This is a genomic window from Clostridium chromiireducens (assembly GCF_003575225.1).
Classification (GTDB): domain Bacteria; phylum Bacillota; class Clostridia; order Clostridiales; family Clostridiaceae; genus Clostridium; species Clostridium chromiireducens.
On record NZ_QXDJ01000007.1, the window covers coordinates 43,941 to 62,909 of the forward strand.

Sequence of the window (18,969 nt, forward strand, 5' to 3'; positions counted from 1 at the left end):
TAGGCATAATAATTATATGAACTGGTAAACTTATTTTATAGCTTACCAGTTCAAAATTATATATAATATATTTAACTTAATAAAGTTATAACATTAGTAAATTTATAGAACATCAAAAATGATATCGTATAATATTTAATATTATTCTAAAATATTTCTAAAGCGTTGTATCACATCTGATTATCTTATTATTAAATTTTCCAATACAACTATAATTAAAATGAATTGATTTTTATAGATTAATAATCTATAAATTGGAGGTGCGAATTTGACAAAACAAGATTATGAAAGCATGACTTTAACTAGTTTAAAAGAAATTGCTAAAGATTTAGGTGTTAAAAATATATCTAAATATAAAAAGAATGAACTTATAGAGGAAATATTAAAGAGTTCTAATAATTTTATAAAAAAAGATGGAACAATATTAAGAGAGAATATAGCTCCTAAAGTTGGAGAAAAAACTCAAGATAATACTGAAAAAAATAGCGCTAGGGAAGTTGAAAAAGTTAATAGAATTTCAGAATCAAGAGAAGAAGTAAATAAAATTGAAGCTGCAGAGAAAAAAGAAAATTTGAAAGAGATGATAGATGAATCTAATGTGGCAAAAGGGATTTTGGAAATTTTAGAAAATAATAGTTTTGGTTTCTTAAGATGCAAAAATTATTTGACCAGTAGTGATGATATTTATGTATCTCCATCTCAAATTAGAAGATTTAATCTAAGAACAGGGGATGAAGTTGAAGGAAAAGTAAGAGAAGCTAAAGAAACTGAAAAATTTAAAGCACTTTTGTTTGTTCAAAAGGTTAATGGGGAGCATCCAGAGAAGGCAATAGGTAGAAAATCGTTTGAAACTTTAACTCCTATATATCCAAAAGAAAGATTGAGATTAGAGACTTCCGACAAAAATGATTTGTCATCTAGATTAATGGATATAATTTGCCCAATAGGTAAAGGGCAAAGAGGAATAATAGTAGCACCACCTAAAGCAGGAAAGACTACTTTGCTAAAAAAGGTGGCGCAAAACATATCTAAAAATTATCCGGAAGTTAAACTGATAGTACTACTTATAGATGAAAGACCAGAAGAGGTTACGGATATGAAGCGGTCTATAAATGGAGATGTCGTTTATTCAACTTTTGATGAAGAACCACAAAATCATGCAAAAGTAGCTCAAATGGTTCTGGAAAGAGCAAAGAGGATGGTTGAGCAAGGAAAAGATGTTGTCATACTTATGGATAGTATAACTAGATTATCAAGAGCTTATAATTTGACAATAAATCCTACTGGTAGAACTTTGTCGGGTGGTCTTGATCCAGGGGCTCTTATAATGCCTAAGAAATTCTTTGGAGCTGCAAGAAAAATTGAAGAGGGAGGAAGCTTGACAATACTTGCAACTGCGCTTGTTGAGACAGGTTCTAGAATGGATGATATGATTTTTGAAGAGTTTAAAGGTACAGGAAATATGGAAGTTCATCTTGATAGAAGATTACAAGAAAGAAGAATTTTCCCTGCTATTGATATATATAAATCAGGAACTAGGAAAGAAGATTTAATTTTATCCAAAGAGGAGTTAGATGTAGCATTTTCTATAAGAAAGACAATGTATAAGGATGGTAATTCGGACGGTGTTACAGAAAATCTTATCAATATGTTATCTAAGACTAATGATAATAAAGAATTTGTAAATGTTTTTCAAAAGAAGAGTTAATAACATAATGAAAAAGGATGACCAGTTAGATTTACGGTCACCCTTTTTATTTATTTGAAATTAAATCGTTTGCTATGTCGACTATTTTGGTTAAAGAATATGTTGAAGATAATTCTTTTAATTTAAGTCTTAAGTTAATTAATTCGTCTGGATTATCTATTAAGCGATTCACTGTATCGTTAATTTTATTTAAATCTTTTATATAAATTGAATATCCCTCGGTTGTAAGAAAATCTATATTCTCACTTTCTTGTCCGGGTATAGCAAAAGGAATCACTAATGGTATATTTTTAACTATAGATTCTGTAACTGTTAAACCACCAGGTTTTGATACAATTATATCGCAATAATCCATAAGGTAAGAAATATCTTGAGTAAAACCTAGTATATGAAGTTTTTTATTCGCAAAATTATTTTCCTGACAGTATTTAACCAACTTATTCTTTAGGTGATTATTTTTGCCACAGACAACAGTAATTCTTAATTTCTTTGGATTCTTTAATAATTCTTTTAGCACTTTAAATATGGTATTTAGCCCGAGGCTACCACCCATAAGTAATATATTAAAATATTCATCATCCTTTAGAGTGTCGGCAGAAGTAACTTCTGTGTAAAACCTATTGCTTATTGGAATACCTATAGGATAAATCTTGTTAGGACTCACAGTTCTATTCATTAATGATTGCTTTGTATAGTTACTGCCAGTTATATAAGCATCAACACAGGAATCTACATATAGATAATGAGCTTTAAAATCTGTAACCACTAAAATGAATGGAGTTTTTAATCCTTGTTTTTTTAAGTCTGAGATAACACTGATGTTTATAGAGTGAGTGGCTATAATTATATCAGGCCGTATCTCATCTATTACTTTTGAAACTTTCTTTCTAGTCATAAAGAAAATAATCTTTAAAAATTTATTAATATATTTGTTGTCGGTTAAGTTGTAAAATAAGCCATAAGTTCTAGGGAATTTTGCGGCGGAAATTTCATATGCCATTACAATAATATCATTAAGAAATTTACTATTCTTAGCTAGAAAATCAAGTTTTGTAATTTCGTAACCAGCATTTTTAAAAGATTCTGCTACAGAAGTGGCAGCCTGATTATGTCCTTGGCCCGTAGATGTTGTTAAAATTAAAACTTTTTTCACGAAAGTCACTCATTTCAATAGTATTATATTACATAGTTTACCATATCTATTGTGCAATTTAAATACTAAATTATACATGGTAATATATTAAAAGTTAGTTAATTAACCTAATTAATGCAAAAGTTCAGGTTTTAATTAGCCTTATTTAAATTTTTTACATATTTATAAAATGCAACAAAAAAAGGAAAGACATTGTCTTTCCGTAAGGATATTACTTGCTGCCAAGGTTGAATCTCTTGTTGAATTTATCAACTCTTCCACCAACGTCAACAATTTTTTGTTTACCAGTGAAGAATGGGTGGCATTTAGAGCATATTTCAACTTTTAGTTCTTCTTTAACAGAACCAGTAGTGAAAGTGTTTCCACATGCACACTTAACCACTGTTTCGTGGTGGTATTCTGGATGTATGCCTTCTCTCATTATTTTTCACCTCTTTCAATTATATAAACTTATGTTAATTATTCAATAACAACCATTAGATTATAGCATAGTGGAAATTTAGCGTCAATAATAAAGTGAAACTTTTCAGATGGAGTCTTAACTCCAGCTGAATTTAGTTGAGCTTATACCCTCGGAGGGCACCTTGTCCAGGAGTTTGTAGCTGTTATTTCCTACTTGAAAAAGAGTAATTGTTTCAGGTGCTATCTATAGGATAAAATATAGATGCAAATAATATAAAAATGTCTTTTTATGATGAGTATTAAATGATATAATCGTGTATGATACCTTTAAAAGGAGAGTACTTTAAAGATGAGCAAATTATATTTTAGATACGGAGCTATGAATTCAGGTAAGTCAACCCATTTAATGCAAGTTGCTTATAATTATGAAGAACGCGGGATGAAAGTGATTATTATAAAACCTAAAGTTGACAATAAGGGTGGAAATACACTTGTATCTAGACTTGGGGTAAATAGACAAGTTGATTTATTGATTTCGGAGAACGACAATATTTTAGAGATAATACATAAGTATTTAAACGAAGGTGAAAACATAGATTGTATATTAGTAGATGAAGTCCAATTTATGAAACATGAACAAATAGACCAATTATTTGAAATAGCAGTGAGAATTAATATACCTATAATATGCTATGGACTTAGGACGGATTTCAAAATGGATGGGTTTGAGGGGAGTAAAAGATTGCTATTATTAGCACACAGCATAGAAGAAATGAAAACAATATGTGCGTGTGGAAAGAAAGCTATATTTAATGGTAGAAAGGTAAGTAATAGATTTGTGTTTGAAGGTGAACAGATTGCTATAGATGAACAAAATAATGTTGAATATGAATCATTATGTGGAGAATGTTATTATAAATATAAAGAAAAATAATAAAAGAGAGTAAGTGATTTTATTAATGAGAAGATGTGATGTTGGAGGTCAAGCTGTTATAGAAGGCGTTATGATGAGAGGTAGTAAAAGCTTAGCAACAGCTGTTAGAACTCCTAATGGAAAGATAGAAATAGATTTTAAAGATAATAGGCCAGTAACAAAGAAATATCCGTTTTTAAATATACCATTTCTTAGAGGTTTTTTTGTGCTAATAGAATCTATGAAAGTGGGTATGGAATCTTTAAATTATTCTGCCACATTTTTAGAAGATGAAAATGAGGAGCCATCAAAATTTGAAAAGTGGTTAGAGAATAAATTAGGGAAAAGTGCTAACGACGTATTAATGGGAATAACGATGTTTATTTCATTCATTTTTGCTATAGGACTTTTTGTTGCGTTACCAACAGGGATTGCATCATTTTTTAAAGAAACAGGAATTTCAAATATAATGCTTCATTTAATAGAAGCAGGCATAAGAATTACTATTCTTTTGCTATATATGTTTTTTATCAGTAAACTTAGTGATATTTATAGGGTATTTCAGTATCATGGAGCAGAACATAAAACTATATTCTGCTATGAAGCAATGGAAGAATTAACGGTTGAAAATGTTAGAAAACAGCCAAGGCTGCATCCAAGATGTGGAACTAATTTCTTGTTCTTAGTAATGCTTGTTAGTATAATAGTCTTTTCGTTTACAGGATGGGGAGGTATTGTTGAAAGATTATTATTTAGAATTGTGCTTATACCGGTTGTTACGGGAATTAGTTATGAACTAATAAAATGGCTTGGTAAAGATGATGGTATTTTATCGAAGATAATAGCTTATCCTGGTCTTAAATTACAGTTGCTAACGACTAAGGAACCTGATGATTCTCAAATAGAAGTCGCTATAGCGTCTTTAAAAGCGGCAGAAGGAATTAAAGATCCAAATAAAAGTATAGAGGAATTAATAAATGCAGGAGCCTCTACGCTAAAGGAAAGTGGAATTGATACAGCAAGATTAGATGCTGAACTGCTATTAGGTAACATAATAGAAGAGAGCAGAATTTATTTAATTACCCACAAAGAAGAAGAAGTTAGTGCAGATAAGGCGGAAAGATATTTTAAATTTATAGAAAAACGTAGAAATAAAATGCCTGTTAAATATATTTTAAATAAGTGTGAGTTTATGGGGATTGACTATCATGTTGAGGAAGGTGTTCTAATTCCAAGAGATGATACAGAGATACTAGTTGATGAGGTGTTAAAAAGTATAGGAGAAAATGAAGAAAAGCAAGTGTGTGATTTGTGTTGTGGATCAGGGGCAATTGGTATAGCATTAGCTCATTATAGACAAAATATAAAGGTGGATTTAATTGATTACTATCCAATTCCGGAAAAAGTATCATTAATAAATATAAAGAAAAACAAAATGGAAGATAGAGTAGCGTTTATAAAGAGTGATCTGTTAGAAAAACCTATAGAAGATAAAAAGATGTATGATATCATAGTCTCTAATCCCCCATATATAGAGGCAGAAGAGATTGATAAACTTATGGATGATGTTAAAAATTATGAGCCTCATACTGCTTTGGATGGTGGAACAGATGGGTTAGATTTTTATAGGAAGATAATTGATCAAAGTCAATATGTACTGAAACAATCTGGAATATTAGCATTTGAAATAGGATATAATCAAGGAGAAGCAGTAAAATTATTAATGGAAGAACATTACTTCGAGGATATAAAAGTTATTAAAGATTTTGCGAGCCTTGATAGAATAGTAATTGGAATTAGAATATAATTAAATATAAAAACTCAAATTAAAAAAATGGCTAGTTGGTTAACCACATAAAATATGATATAATGTAGAAATGTGAAAAAAAAAGTACGGAGTGATTAAATGTTATTAGATAGATTAGACTTTATAGAAAATAAATATGATGAATTATCAGTTAAAATTAGTGATCCATCAATTATGCAAAACCAAAATGAATGGAGAAAACTTTGTAAGGAACATGCAGATTTAGAGATTATCGTAAATGCCTACAGAGATTATAAAAAAGTAACTGAAGATTTAAAAGCTAACAAGGAAATGCTAAGTGGTGAAAGTGATAAAGAAATGAGAGAGATGTTAAATGAAGAAATATCTGATCTCACAAATAGGGAATCTGAATTAGAAAGAGAAATTCAAATTTTATTACTTCCAAAAGACCCTAACGATGATAAAAATGTATTTGTTGAAATCAGAGGGGGCGCAGGTGGAGAAGAGGCCGCACTATTTGCATATAACTTATTTAGAATGTACACTAGATATGCGGAAACTCAAAGATGGTCTACAGAAATTATGAGTTTAAACGAAACAGATCTTGGTGGGTTTAAAGAAGTTGTATTTATGATTAAAGGTAACGGAGCGTACTCTAAATTGAAATATGAAAGTGGCGTTCATAGAGTACAAAGAGTTCCAGATACTGAATCAAGTGGAAGAATTCATACATCAACTGCTACAGTAGCAGTTCTGCCAGAAGTAGATGATGTTGAAATAGAAGTAGCAGATAAAGATGTTAGAATTGACGTGTTCAGAGCTTCGGGAAATGGGGGACAGTGCGTTAATACTACAGATTCAGCTGTAAGAATTACTCACTTACCAACAGGTCTTGTAGTTTCATGCCAAGATGAAAAATCACAATTGAAAAATAAAGAAAAGGCTATGAAGGTTTTAAAATCAAGGCTTTATGAACAAGCAGAGAGAGAAAGAGCAGAAGGAATAGCTGAAGATAGAAAAAGTCAAGTTGGTACAGGGGATAGAAGTGAAAGAATAAGGACATATAATTATCCACAAGGAAGAGTTACTGACCACAGAATAGGATTAACTTTATATAAATTAGACGCATTCTTAAGTGGAGATCTTGACGAAATGATAAATGCACTTATTACAGAAGATCAGGCTGAGAAAATGAAGTTAATGGGAAATACACAAATGTAATAATTACTCAATAAAGCCTTGCATTGTATATGTAGGGCTTTAAAAGTAATTTGGGGGACTAAATATGGATATATATAAAGCTATAAAAAAGGAAAGATTACATTTGAAGATGTTTTTAATTATTATGGTTATTATTGGGAGTATTCTTCCACTAATATTAATAGTGACTGGATTAACTACTATATTTTACACAAGTTATGTTGTTTTTATTGAAATTTTGATTATTATATCTATCATAATTAAAATGAATGCTTACAAAGTGGAATATAGATATTCTAGTAATAGATTGATTTTTAAAGTTGGAATTTTATCTAAGGAATCATTAATTATATGTGATAAAGTTATTTTAGTACATACAAACAAATCAGACTATGATTTAGAAATTGTTTTGGTAACAAGTGTAAAGTTTAAAAACAGAGGGTTGAGGTTAATTGACCCGAATGTCCTTAAAAGATACCCACAAATTGCAGAAGATTACAATGTCGTTAAACAAATTAATCCTCAGAGAGATTATTATTTGCAGGTAATCAAGAGAGGTGGATTGAAGAAGTATTTACTATTGGATTCTATATACAGGAATTGTGTTAAAGCTACTTATACTGATGATAGTATACAAAATATAAAAATAGCCAGGGGACAGCTTATAGTTTAAGAAATAAGACATATAAAAAGAAGAAAGGAGGTAGAAAAGGTGGAAACTAAGTTTAGTATAATTAAGGATGTTAAGGAAGATGAGGAAAAGATAAGAGAAGCGGCAGAATTTATTAAAAATGGAGGGACAGTCGTTTTTCCGACAGAAACAGTTTATGGGCTAGGGGCAGATGCTCTTAATGAAACTGCGGTTGAAAAGATATTTAAAGCAAAAGGTAGGCCTCAAGATAATCCGTTAATAATCCATGTGGCATCAAAAAATATAGAGCCATATGTTATGGAAATTCCAGAAGTGGCTAATAAACTTATAAATAAGTTTTGGCCAGGACCGCTTACAATAATTTTAAGAAAAAAGGGCATAATACCCAATGTGACTAGTGCAGATTTGAATTCTATTGGCATCAGAATGCCGGATAATGAAATAGCTAGAAAGCTAATTGAATTATCAAATACCACAATTGCCGCTCCTTCAGCTAATATAAGTGGAAGACCAAGTCCTACAGATTTTCAAAGATGTGTTGAGGATTTAGATGGAAAAGTAGACTGTATTCTAGGAGGAACGCAAAGTGATGTAGGAGTAGAGTCTACAATTGTTGATTGCACTGTGGTCCCTCCTATAGTTCTGCGTCCAGGCGGTATTACGTTGGAAATGCTTAAAGAAATAGATTCATCAATTGAAATAGATAAAGCTATAATGGAGAAACCCAGGGAGGGATTGAAACCGAAGGCCCCAGGAATGAAATATAAACATTATGCACCAAATGCCAAAGTGACAATAATTTCCGGAGAAAGAAAAAAAACTATTGAAAAAATAAAAGAAATGGTACACTATAATATAGAAAAAGGTAAAAATGTTTGTATTCTTACTGTCGAAGAAAATGTGAATGAATATACAGAGGGTGATTGCATAGTTATGGGAAGTATATTTAATTTAGCGACAGTTGCTAAAAGTCTATTTGAAGCTTTAAGAAAATGTGATGATTTAAATGCGGATTTAATTCTAGCAGAAGGATATAAAGAAGAAGGTTTAGGTATAGCTATTATGAATAGATTAAATAAGGCTGCAGGATTTGATATCATAGATGTATAGTTATATATAATCAATATATTTGACATAAACTAAATTTAAGATTAAATATTAATGGGAGATGGTTTGATTATGAAAATTGCAATTGGATGTGACCATGGTGGATTTGAATTAAAAAACGAGATTATCAAGTTTTTAGAAAGTGAAAATCATGAAGTGAAAGATTTTGGGACTCACTCTACTAATTCTTGCGATTACCCTGACATTGCATTACCTGTAGCAGAAGCAGTCGTATCAAAAGAGTTCGAATTTGGTATATTAATTTGTGGTACTGGAATAGGAATTAGCATTGCAGCGAATAAAGTTCCAGGAATTAGAGCAGCGTTATGTTCTGATACTTTTAGCGCACATGCAACAAGAGAACATAATAACGCAAATATTTTAACAATGGGCCAAAGAGTAGTCGGAGCAGGTCTTGCTTTAGATATAGTAAATACTTTTATTACAGCTAAATTTGAAGGGGATAGACACCAAAATAGAATAGATAAAATTTCAGAAATTGAAAAAAAATATACACATTAGAAAAAAGCAGCTATGCTGCAATTAGGAACATTTATATTAGAAAAAAGCAGCTATGCTGCAATTAAGATTATTTAATTAGAAAAAATCACATAATGTGAGAGAATAAATATGAAAGTTAAACGTGGAGGAATAAAGATGAGTAAAGTTACAGAAATAAATCACCCGCTAATATTACATAAATTAGCAATTTTAAGAAATGAAGAAACAGGGTCGAAAGATTTTAGAAAATTAGTTGAAGAAATTTCTATGTTAATGGCCTATGAAGTTACGAGAGATTTAAATATGGAAGAAGTAGATGTAAAAACGCCGGTGGCTATAGCAAGATGTAAAATGCTTGCAGGTAAGAAGATTGCAGTTGTTCCCATTCTAAGAGCTGGTCTTGGTATGGTAGATGGAATAATTAACTTGATTCCAGCAGCAAAGGTTGGACATATCGGATTATATAGAGATGAAGAAACACTTCAACCAGTAGAATACTTCTGTAAGTTGCCGCAAGATATTGCTGAAAGAGATATAATAGTTGTTGATCCAATGCTTGCAACAGGAGGATCATCAATAGATGCTCTAACGATGCTAAAAAATAGAGGTGCTAAAAATATGAAACTCATGTGTTTAGTAGGAGCTCCAGAAGGAATTGAAGCAATACAAAAAGCTCATGATGATGTTGATATTTACTTAGCTTCTATAGACGAGAAATTGAATGAAAATGGATATATTGTACCAGGTCTTGGTGATGCAGGAGATAGATTATTTGGAACTAAGTAGTGGTACTAAATCTATGTTCATTTTAAGAATAATATTTAAGAGGTCTTTAGACTTATAAATATATTAGATTTATTTACTGTTAAATTAATTAACAAAGAGCTTTGCTCTTTGTTCTTTAAGTAACCTGGCACAACTTGATTTTGGGGATGGTAAAATGGAGAGACGTGATAAACAGAATTATTATTTAGATATTGCTGAAACAGTCTTAGAAAGAGGAACTTGTTTAAGAAGAAATTATGGTTCAATAATTGTTAAAAATGATGAAATAATTTCTACTGGATATACAGGTGCTCCTAGAGGTAGAAAGAATTGCATTGATTTAAACAGTTGCATAAGAGAAGAACACAAAATTCCAAGAGGAAAACAGTATGAACTTTGTAGAAGTGTACATAGTGAAGCTAATGCAATTATAAGTGCTTCTCGAAAAGATATGATAGGAGCTACTTTATATTTAGTTGGAAAAGATGCAAATACAAAAGAATATGTTAAAGATGCTAATTCCTGTTCAATGTGCAAGCGATTAATAATTAATTCGGGAATTGCTTATGTTATTATAAGAGATTCTAAAGATGAATGTAGAGAAATAAGTGTGAATTCATGGATAGAAAATGATGATTCTTTAAAAATTATGAAGGATGCAGGTTACTAGAGTTTATTAGGATTTTAGCATTTATATTATCCAACAAGCATATGCGAGTTGGGTTTATTTTTAGGATTTGAAAATTCTAGGTAGATTCGTGTCAAATTTAAATATATGCACAAGGTGATTAAAATCTATAATAGCTTATATATAGGAGGAAATAAATTGAGTAGAAAGAAGATTATTACTATTTTTGGAACAAGGCCCGAAGCTATAAAAATGGCACCTTTAGTAAAGGAATTAGAAAGAAGAGAAGAAATAGAATCAAAGGTTTGTGTAACAGCTCAGCATAGAGAAATGTTGGATCAAGTTCTAGAACTATTTGATATTAAACCTGATTTTGATTTAAACATAATGAAAACAAAGCAAACGTTAACTGGAATTACAGGTAGAGTTTTGGAAGGCTTAGAGGAAGTGTTTAAAGAAGAAAGACCTGACATGATACTAGTTCATGGAGATACAACAACTACATTTGCAGGCTCTCTAGCTGCATTTTATCAGCAAATTAAGGTTGGGCATGTTGAAGCTGGACTTAGAACATTTAATAAGTATTTTCCGTTTCCAGAAGAAATGAATAGGAAATTAACAGGAAGTTTAGCAGACTTACATTTTGCACCAACAAAAGGTTCGAAAGAGAATTTGCTAAAAGAAGGAATAAATGAAAGTGATATATATATTACCGGAAATACAGTAATCGATGCTATGAGGCATACTGTTGAGGAAGATTACATTTTTGAAACTGAAGAATTGAATAATATTGATTTTAGTAAAAAAGTGATAATGATTACTGCCCATAGGAGAGAAAATTGGGGAGAAGGAATTCAAAATATTTGTATTGCGTTAAATAAAATAGTTGAACAAAATAGTGACGTAGAATTAGTATACTTAGTTCATTTAAATCCTGTAGTTAAGGATGTTGTATTTGAAAGACTTGGAGGAAAAGAACGAATTCATTTACTACCACCGTTAGATACAAAAGAAACCCATAATCTAATGAATAAGTCTTTTATGGTAATGACAGATTCAGGAGGATTGCAAGAAGAAGCACCTCATTTAGCAAAGCCAGTACTTGTATTAAGGGATGTTACAGAAAGACCTGAAGCAGTAGATGCTGGAACTGTTAAATTAGTTGGAACGGATGTAGACCCGATAGTAGAGGCGGCAAATGAGTTACTTAGAAATTCGGATTCGTACTCTAAAATGAGTAAATCAATTAATCCATATGGCGATGGTATAGCATCAAGAAGAATTGCAGATGCTATATTGAAATACTTTAATTTAAGTTCAAAAGAAGTAGAAGAATTTAAAAGATAAAGTTTGTCTAAAATTTAACAATTTATACTTGATAAAAGAAATGATAGCAGGTATAATTTAATTATGTTAATAATTTAACGAGAATTAATAAAATATTATAAGATTTTAGGAGGTCAAACATGAGAGACGTAGTTATTGTAAGTGCAGTAAGAACAGCATTAGGTACTTTTGGTGGAGCATTAAAAGATGTATCAGCAGCAGACTTGGGAGCTTTAGTAATTAAAGAAGCAGTAAGTAGAGCTGGAGTTAAACCAGAATTAATTGAAGAAGTTATTATGGGAAATGTAATTCAAGCGGGACTTGGACAAAACACTGCAAGACAATCAACAATTAAAGCAGGATTACCACAAGAAGTTTCAGCTATGACAATAAATAAAGTTTGCGGATCAGGTCTTAGAGCAGTTAGCTTAGCAGCTCAAATGATTAAAGCAGGAGATGCTGAAGTTATCATTGCTGGTGGTATGGAAAACATGTCACAAGCTCCATACTTAATGAAAAATGCTAGATGGGGTCAAAGAATGGGCGATGGAAAAATGGTAGACTCAATGATAAATGATGCATTATGGGATGCATTTAACAACTATCATATGGGTGTTACAGCAGAAAACATTGCAAAAGAATGGGGATTAACTAGAGAAGAGCAAGATGCTTTTGCAGCAGCATCTCAACAAAAAGCTGAAGCAGCAATTAAATCTGGAAGATTTAAAGATGAAATAGTTCCAGTTGTTATTCCACAAAGAAAAGGAGAACCAAAAGTATTTGATACAGATGAGTTCCCAAGATTCGGAACAACTGCTGATTCTTTAGGAAAATTGAAACCAGCATTTGCTAAAGAAGGAACAGTAACTGCAGGAAATGCTTCTGGAATTAATGATGGAGCAGCAGCATTTGTTGTTATGAGTGCAGAAAAAGCGGCAGAATTAGGTCTTAAGCCATTAGCTAAAATTGTTTCTTATGGATCAAAAGGATTAGATCCAGCAATTATGGGATATGGACCATTCCATGCAACTAAAAAAGCTTTAGAAAAGGCTAACTTAACAATAGAAGATTTAGACTTAATTGAAGCTAATGAAGCTTTCGCAGCTCAAAGTTTAGCAGTTGCTAAAGACTTGAATTTTGATATGTCTAAGGTAAATGTAAATGGTGGAGCTATAGCTTTAGGTCATCCAGTTGGAGCGTCAGGAGCTAGAATTTTAGTTACTCTTCTTCATGAAATGGAAAAGAGAGATGCTAAGAGAGGGCTTGCAACACTTTGTATTGGTGGAGGACTTGGAACAGCTCTTATTGTTGAAAGAGTTTAGTTAGAGTTTAAATTAATTGAGAAAGGTTACTATGTAGTCTAACATAGTAACCTTTTTTATTATGATAAAATTATTGATTGGAATTATGTATAAAAAATAAAACCGAGAGAAAAATAAAAACAATATTTAAAAAAATATGTTTAATTATATGTATTATAGCTAGTTTGAATTTAAAGTTTTAAGAAAGTTTAAGTTGCACTAGCTCGGAGTGCAAGTTAAGAGGGGAGGAAACGTCATAATAAAGTTTTTAATACTTTGTAATACTGACTAAATAAGAAGTTCTTATGTTAATTTAATATCACATAGTGTAACTATGAAGCCTAAAAAAAATAAATATTGCATAACAATAAGGTTATATATTCACTAATCAAGATGAAAAAATTATAGCCCTATAATCCTAAAATTAGAAAAAAGTAGATATATCTCCGAATTTAAAGGTGTTTTTGAATAATAAAAAATACATAAAATGGAATGAAAATGTTAACAAAAATAAAAAATAAATTATTCATATTACAGAAAATTCTGAAAAAAGATGTTAAAAAAAAACAAACATTCATAAAATGAGGAAGATGAAGTAAAACCTAATATTGACTAAGCATTTTAGAGCAAATACGACATAAACTGATTTTATACGGAAAATAAGCAAATTTTACTTTAAAACAGTGTTTTATTAAAGAAAGATATAAAGATATAATTACTGATATTGAGGTTAAGGGGGTTATGTATGAATAAAGAAGTGAATAAACTGCTTCTGCACACGCTAAAATATAGTCTTGGAAGCGGATTATTGATATCTTTAGTAATAATCTTAATTTCCACCTTTATAAATGCAGGAATCTATATGATAGGCATTTGTGTTTCCTTAATAAATTTTCTAGCTAGTGGTTATGTCATTGGAAAATTTCTGAAGAAGAATAAAGCATGGATTATAATTCCAACGTATTTCGTGAGAATGGCATTTATAATTGCTACAGTGTCACCTTTTCTGAAAAATATGGAATACGTAATATATTATATGATGGGCTTTATTTCGCATTATGTTCTACTTATAGTTTTTCGTATTAAAGAAAATAGGAAAGGAAGTGTTTAGATTGGAGCCGGTTATACCTATATTTTCTCCTGAAATTTTTGGCTTTACAGTAGATATTACCGCAGGGATAATAATCGAATGGATTGTCATTTTGATTTTAGGAATAGGTGCTTTTCTATTAACAAGAAATCTAAAGTTAAGACCTAATAAAACTCAATCAGCGTTAGAAAATATTTATCAAACAATAAGGGATTTCATGGTTAATACTATGGATGAAGAATATGAATCATTTTTGCCTTATATAGGAACGTTAATGATTTATTTACTAACACTGAACCTTGTTGGATTATTAGGCTTTAGACCGCCAACAAGTGATTTGAGTATAACAGCATCCTTTGCAATATCCACATTTTTAGTTGTAAATATAAACGCTATTAGGAAACATGGAATCCTTGGTTTTGGTAAGGGATTATTACATCCATTTGCGCCTATGTTACCACTAAATATATTGGAAAGATTTATATTACCAATGTCTTTAGCTCTGAGACTTTTTGGGAATATGATTGCGGCGGTAATATTGTTAGAGCTTGTGTATGAGAAATTAGGTGAAATATCAATATTTGCCCAATTGGGTATACCAATTATAGTACATGGATATTTTGATATATTTGATGGATTGATTCAAATGATAGTATTTACCATGTTAACTATGATCAATATCAAACAAACAGCAGAGCATTAAAAGAAAAACAAATCAACTATAATTTAGGAGGAATAATAATGAGTTTAGGAGTTCTAGCAGCTGGTATAGCTGTATTATCTGGTATTGGAGCAGGAATAGGTATTGGAGTAGCAACTGGTAAAGCAGTTGAAGCAGTTTCAAGACAACCAGAAGCACAAGGAAAAATAATGACATTCTTAATATTAGGTGCAGCACTTTGTGAAACAACTGCAATATACGGATTAGTAATGGCATTTATGTTAATGAACAAATAATGAATTCGCATGAGTTAATTACATTGACTCCGAAGGGAGGATATAGGTAAAAATGGAGATTAAAATATCAACACTGATAATGAACTGGATTAATTTTGGTATAATAATTTTAATCTTAAGACATTTCTTTTGGAATAAAATCAAAGGAATAATTGAAGAGAGACAAAATCTTATAGACCAAAAAATAAGCAAGGCTGATGAAGATGCTGAAAAAGCAAGAATGTATTTAGTAAAGAATGAACAAATTTTACAATCAGCTAAAGAAGAAGGTAAAAAAATCACTGAAGGACAAAGAGAAAAAGGTGATAAACTTTATGCAGAAATTGTTCAAAATGCTAAAACAGAAGCAAATTCATTAAAAGAAAGAGCAAGTTTAGAAATTGAAAGAGAAAAAGAAAAAGCAGAATACGAAATTAAAAAACAAGCAGTAGATTTAGCAATAGAACTTTCAGTTAAAGCTTTAGGACAACAAATTGATGAAGATACACATAGAAAACTTATTGGTGATTTTATTGCTAAGGTAGGTATGTAAGTATGTATGAATATTTAGATCGAAGGTATGCCTTAGCTTTATATGAAATTGCTGAAAGAAACAACAAAGTGGATGAATACATACAAGACTTAAAGGAAATTTGTGACCTAATTGAAAATAACACAGACTTTTATGAAATTGTTAAACATCCAGAAATTAATACAACAAAAAAGAAACAACTTTTTACTGACTTATTTAAAGGGAAAATTGATAATGAATTACTTTCTTTTATGGCTGTATTAATTGAAAAAAATAGAATACTTGACTTAAGAGGAAAGCTAAATCAATTAATTAATATCGATTTAGAAAGAAAAAATATCCTTAGAGGTATAGTGAAAACAGCTGTACCGATTTTACAAGAGGAATTAGAAAAGTTAACGGTAATTTTTGAGAAAAAGTATGAAAAGAAAATATTGTTTGAAACTGAAATAGATAAAAGCGTTTTAGGTGGAGTTTATTTAAGAATTGGAAATGATGTTATCGATGGTACTGTAAGATCAAAAATACAAGAAATGAAAGATTTAATGCTTAAGAAAGAATAGAGGTGAATCCATGAATATTAAACCAGAAGAAATAACTTCTATTATTAAAAAAGAAATAGAAAAATACGAAAAACAAATCAAAACGGTAGATTCTGGTACTATAATCCAAGTTGGAGATGGTGTTTCAAGAGTTTATGGATTAGATAATTGTATGGGAGGGGAATTATTGGAATTCCCTAATGATGTATACGGAATGGCTTTAAACCTTGAACAAGATAACGTTGGTTGCGTTCTTTTAGGAGATGAAAAGGGAATAAAAGAAGGTGACATTGTTAAAGGAACGGGTAAAGTAGTTGAAATTCCTGTTGGAGAGTCTCTAATAGGTAGAGTTGTTAATGCTTTAGGGTTACCGATAGATGGAAAAGGCCCAGCTGTTACAACTGAAACTAGACCTATAGAAGTTGCAGCTCCTAGCATAATTGACAGAAGCTCAGTTAATGAACCATTACAAACTGGGATAAAAGCTATAGATTCAATGATTCCAATTGGTAGAGGTCAAAGAGAGCTTATAATAGGGGACAGACAAACAGGTAAAACTGCAATAGGTATAGATACTATTATTAACCAAAAAGGTAAAGACGTTATTTGTATATATGTAGCCATTGGACAAAAGCAATCTACAGTTGCTCATTTAGTAAATACATTTACTGAAACTGGAGCTATGGATTATACTATAGTTGTAAGTGCTACAGCATCAGAATCAGCTCCATTACAATATCTAGCTCCATACGCAGGATGTACAATAGGAGAATATTTTATGCATAAGGGGAAAGATGTATTGATTATATACGATGATCTTTCTAAGCATGCAGTAGCTTATAGAGCTATGTCATTATTACTTAAGAGACCGCCAGGTAGAGAAGCTTATCCAGGGGATGTTTTCTATATCCATTCAAGATTGCTTGAAAGAGCAGCAAAATTATCTAAGGAATTAGGTGGAGGATCATTAACAGCTCTTCCAATAATAGAAACACAAGCTGGAGACGTTACTGCGTACATACCAACAAATGTTATATCAATAACAGATGGGCAAATATTCTTAGAATCTGATTTGTTTAATGCAGGTCAAAGACCAGCAGTAAATGCAGGTATATCAGTATCAAGAGTTGGTGGTAATGCGCAAATTAAAGCAATGAAACAAGTTAGTGGTACGTTAAGACTTGAACTTGCACAATATAGAGAATTAGAAGCTTTTGCTCAATTTGGATCTGATTTAGATAGTGATTCTAGTAGAAGACTTGAAAAAGGTAAGAGATTGGTTGAAGTGTTAAAGCAAGATCAATATAGTCCAATAGAAGTTGGAAAGCAAATTGTAATATTATATGCTGCAGTTAATGATTTCTTATCAGACATTAAAGTTAGTGATATAAGAAGATTTGAAAAAGAATTCTTAGAATATATTGATACTCATCATAGAGAAATAGAACAATCAATTGTTGCGGGAAAAACTTTAACTGATGAAATAAAATCTATGTTAGAGGAAGCAATAGTTGAGTTTAAAAAGATATTTTTAAAGGAAGCATAGCTTAAATTAAGCTATGCCCTTCTTTAGGAGGTGGAAATCATGGGTGCAGCTGGACTTCTAGATATTAAAAAGAGACTTAAATCAGTAGAAAATACCAGAAAAATCACAAATGCCATGGGGCTTGTTGCCACTTCTAAGCTGAGAAAATCCAAAAATGAATTAACAGTGAATAATGGATTTATTGACGCAACTGAACCAATAATAAAAAATCTTGCAAGTACTGTGTCTGGATACGGTAATAATATTTACATTAATGGAAACAAGAGTGAGAATAAATTATACGTAGTAATAACTTCAGATTCAGGCTTATGTGGTGGATTCAATAGTAATGTAGTTTCTTACTTAGAATCTATAACTAGAGAAAAGCGAAAAAATGCTAAGATTATTTTAGTTGGTGCTAAAGGTGGTAGTTACCTTAGAAGAGCAAAACTTGAACCTATAGCAGAGTATGTTGGTATTTCAGATTTACCGACAGTAAGTGATGCAAAAATGATATTTGATAAAGCCCTTGATATGTATTTGAATGAAGAAGTTTCGGAAATTAATATTGTATATTCTAATTTTGTGTCAGCAGTTAAACAGGAGCCGAAGGCTGTTAAAATATTACCGATAGAGAAATCTGAAGGTAATACAAATTCTGCTATTATACAACCAGATTTAGAAACAATATTAGAGGATGCTCTTAATATTTATATAAAGGGAAAGATTAGAAGTATTTTATTAAGTTCTAAATGTAGTGAGCAAAGTTCAAGAATGCAAGCTATGGATGGGGCTACAAAAAATGCTGATGATTTATTATCAGATTTAAAACTTAAGTTTAATAGAATTAGACAAGGCGTAATTACGCAAGAAATAAGTGAAATTGTTGGAGGAGCAGCAGCTCAAAATACGTAAGGAGG

20 protein-coding genes are annotated in these 18,969 nt (G+C 30.9%); 18 read left to right on the forward strand and 2 right to left on the reverse strand.

Annotated elements, in window-relative coordinates:
- The first annotated feature begins 268 nt into the window (after positions 1–268).
- The gene (gene rho, locus D2A34_RS22250; RefSeq protein ID WP_079438923.1) at positions 269–1,708 is read left to right on the forward strand and encodes a transcription termination factor Rho; all 1,440 of its coding nucleotides are present in this window, start codon (positions 269–271) and stop codon (positions 1,706–1,708) included.
- Between the two features lie 46 nt (positions 1,709–1,754).
- Here the strand turns inward: rho and D2A34_RS22255 are convergent, their stop codons facing one another.
- Positions 1,755–2,861, reverse strand: coding sequence for an MGDG synthase family glycosyltransferase (locus tag D2A34_RS22255; protein WP_119367964.1), 1,107 nt, complete (start codon positions 2,859–2,861; stop codon positions 1,755–1,757).
- Positions 2,862–3,072: 211 nt separating this feature from the next.
- On the reverse strand, positions 3,073–3,282 hold the full coding sequence (gene rpmE / locus D2A34_RS22260; RefSeq protein ID WP_079438921.1) for a 50S ribosomal protein L31: 210 nt from the start codon (positions 3,280–3,282) through the stop codon (positions 3,073–3,075).
- Positions 3,283–3,612: 330 nt separating this feature from the next.
- On the opposite strand from rpmE, the gene D2A34_RS22265 reads away from it, so the two are divergent.
- From D2A34_RS22265 to atpG, 17 genes are all read left to right on the forward strand, one after another.
- Positions 3,613–4,197, forward strand: coding sequence for a thymidine kinase (locus D2A34_RS22265; RefSeq protein ID WP_079438920.1), 585 nt, complete (start codon positions 3,613–3,615; stop codon positions 4,195–4,197).
- Positions 4,198–4,222: 25 nt separating this feature from the next.
- Positions 4,223–5,983, forward strand: a complete 1,761-nt coding sequence (prmC, locus tag D2A34_RS22270; RefSeq protein WP_119367965.1) for a peptide chain release factor N(5)-glutamine methyltransferase — start codon at positions 4,223–4,225, stop codon at positions 5,981–5,983.
- Positions 5,984–6,082: 99 nt separating this feature from the next.
- On the forward strand, positions 6,083–7,165 hold the full coding sequence (prfA, locus tag D2A34_RS22275) for a peptide chain release factor 1 (RefSeq protein WP_079438918.1): 1,083 nt from the start codon (positions 6,083–6,085) through the stop codon (positions 7,163–7,165).
- A 64-nt stretch (positions 7,166–7,229) separates the two neighbouring features.
- Entirely contained in the window at positions 7,230–7,817 is a 588-nt protein-coding gene (locus D2A34_RS22280) for a hypothetical protein (RefSeq protein WP_119367966.1), read from the forward strand.
- Between the two features lie 39 nt (positions 7,818–7,856).
- Positions 7,857–8,906: an L-threonylcarbamoyladenylate synthase gene (locus tag D2A34_RS22285; RefSeq protein ID WP_119367967.1), complete on the forward strand. Its 1,050-nt coding sequence runs from the start codon at positions 7,857–7,859 to the stop codon at positions 8,904–8,906.
- Positions 8,907–8,975: 69 nt separating this feature from the next.
- On the forward strand, positions 8,976–9,425 hold the full coding sequence (gene rpiB / locus D2A34_RS22290; protein ID WP_119367968.1) for a ribose 5-phosphate isomerase B: 450 nt from the start codon (positions 8,976–8,978) through the stop codon (positions 9,423–9,425).
- Positions 9,426–9,560: 135 nt separating this feature from the next.
- Entirely contained in the window at positions 9,561–10,190 is a 630-nt protein-coding gene (gene upp / locus D2A34_RS22295) for a uracil phosphoribosyltransferase (RefSeq protein WP_079438914.1), read from the forward strand.
- A 154-nt stretch (positions 10,191–10,344) separates the two neighbouring features.
- Positions 10,345–10,839, forward strand: a complete 495-nt coding sequence (locus D2A34_RS22300) for a deaminase (protein ID WP_079438913.1) — start codon at positions 10,345–10,347, stop codon at positions 10,837–10,839.
- A gap of 156 nt (positions 10,840–10,995) precedes the next feature.
- Positions 10,996–12,144: a non-hydrolyzing UDP-N-acetylglucosamine 2-epimerase gene (wecB, locus tag D2A34_RS22305; protein WP_079438912.1), complete on the forward strand. Its 1,149-nt coding sequence runs from the start codon at positions 10,996–10,998 to the stop codon at positions 12,142–12,144.
- A gap of 119 nt (positions 12,145–12,263) precedes the next feature.
- Complete coding sequence (locus D2A34_RS22310; RefSeq protein ID WP_079438911.1) at positions 12,264–13,445, forward strand: acetyl-CoA C-acetyltransferase; 1,182 nt, start codon at positions 12,264–12,266, stop codon at positions 13,443–13,445.
- A 724-nt stretch (positions 13,446–14,169) separates the two neighbouring features.
- Positions 14,170–14,535, forward strand: coding sequence for a hypothetical protein (locus tag D2A34_RS22315; RefSeq protein ID WP_079438910.1), 366 nt, complete (start codon positions 14,170–14,172; stop codon positions 14,533–14,535).
- A 1-nt stretch (position 14,536) separates the two neighbouring features.
- On the forward strand, positions 14,537–15,217 hold the full coding sequence (locus tag D2A34_RS22320) for a F0F1 ATP synthase subunit A (protein WP_182629443.1): 681 nt from the start codon (positions 14,537–14,539) through the stop codon (positions 15,215–15,217).
- Positions 15,218–15,255: 38 nt separating this feature from the next.
- Positions 15,256–15,471: an ATP synthase F0 subunit C gene (atpE, locus tag D2A34_RS22325; RefSeq protein WP_079438908.1), complete on the forward strand. Its 216-nt coding sequence runs from the start codon at positions 15,256–15,258 to the stop codon at positions 15,469–15,471.
- A 52-nt stretch (positions 15,472–15,523) separates the two neighbouring features.
- Positions 15,524–16,003, forward strand: coding sequence for a F0F1 ATP synthase subunit B (locus D2A34_RS22330; protein WP_079438907.1), 480 nt, complete (start codon positions 15,524–15,526; stop codon positions 16,001–16,003).
- Positions 16,004–16,005: 2 nt separating this feature from the next.
- On the forward strand, positions 16,006–16,545 hold the full coding sequence (locus D2A34_RS22335; RefSeq protein WP_119367969.1) for a F0F1 ATP synthase subunit delta: 540 nt from the start codon (positions 16,006–16,008) through the stop codon (positions 16,543–16,545).
- A gap of 10 nt (positions 16,546–16,555) precedes the next feature.
- Positions 16,556–18,070 carry a F0F1 ATP synthase subunit alpha gene (atpA, locus tag D2A34_RS22340; RefSeq protein WP_079438905.1) on the forward strand — a complete coding sequence of 505 codons (1,515 nt, stop codon included), beginning with the start codon at positions 16,556–16,558 and terminating at the stop codon, positions 18,068–18,070.
- 39 nt (positions 18,071–18,109) lie between these two features.
- Entirely contained in the window at positions 18,110–18,964 is an 855-nt protein-coding gene (gene atpG / locus D2A34_RS22345) for an ATP synthase F1 subunit gamma (protein ID WP_079438904.1), read from the forward strand.
- Positions 18,965–18,969 lie beyond the last annotated feature (5 nt).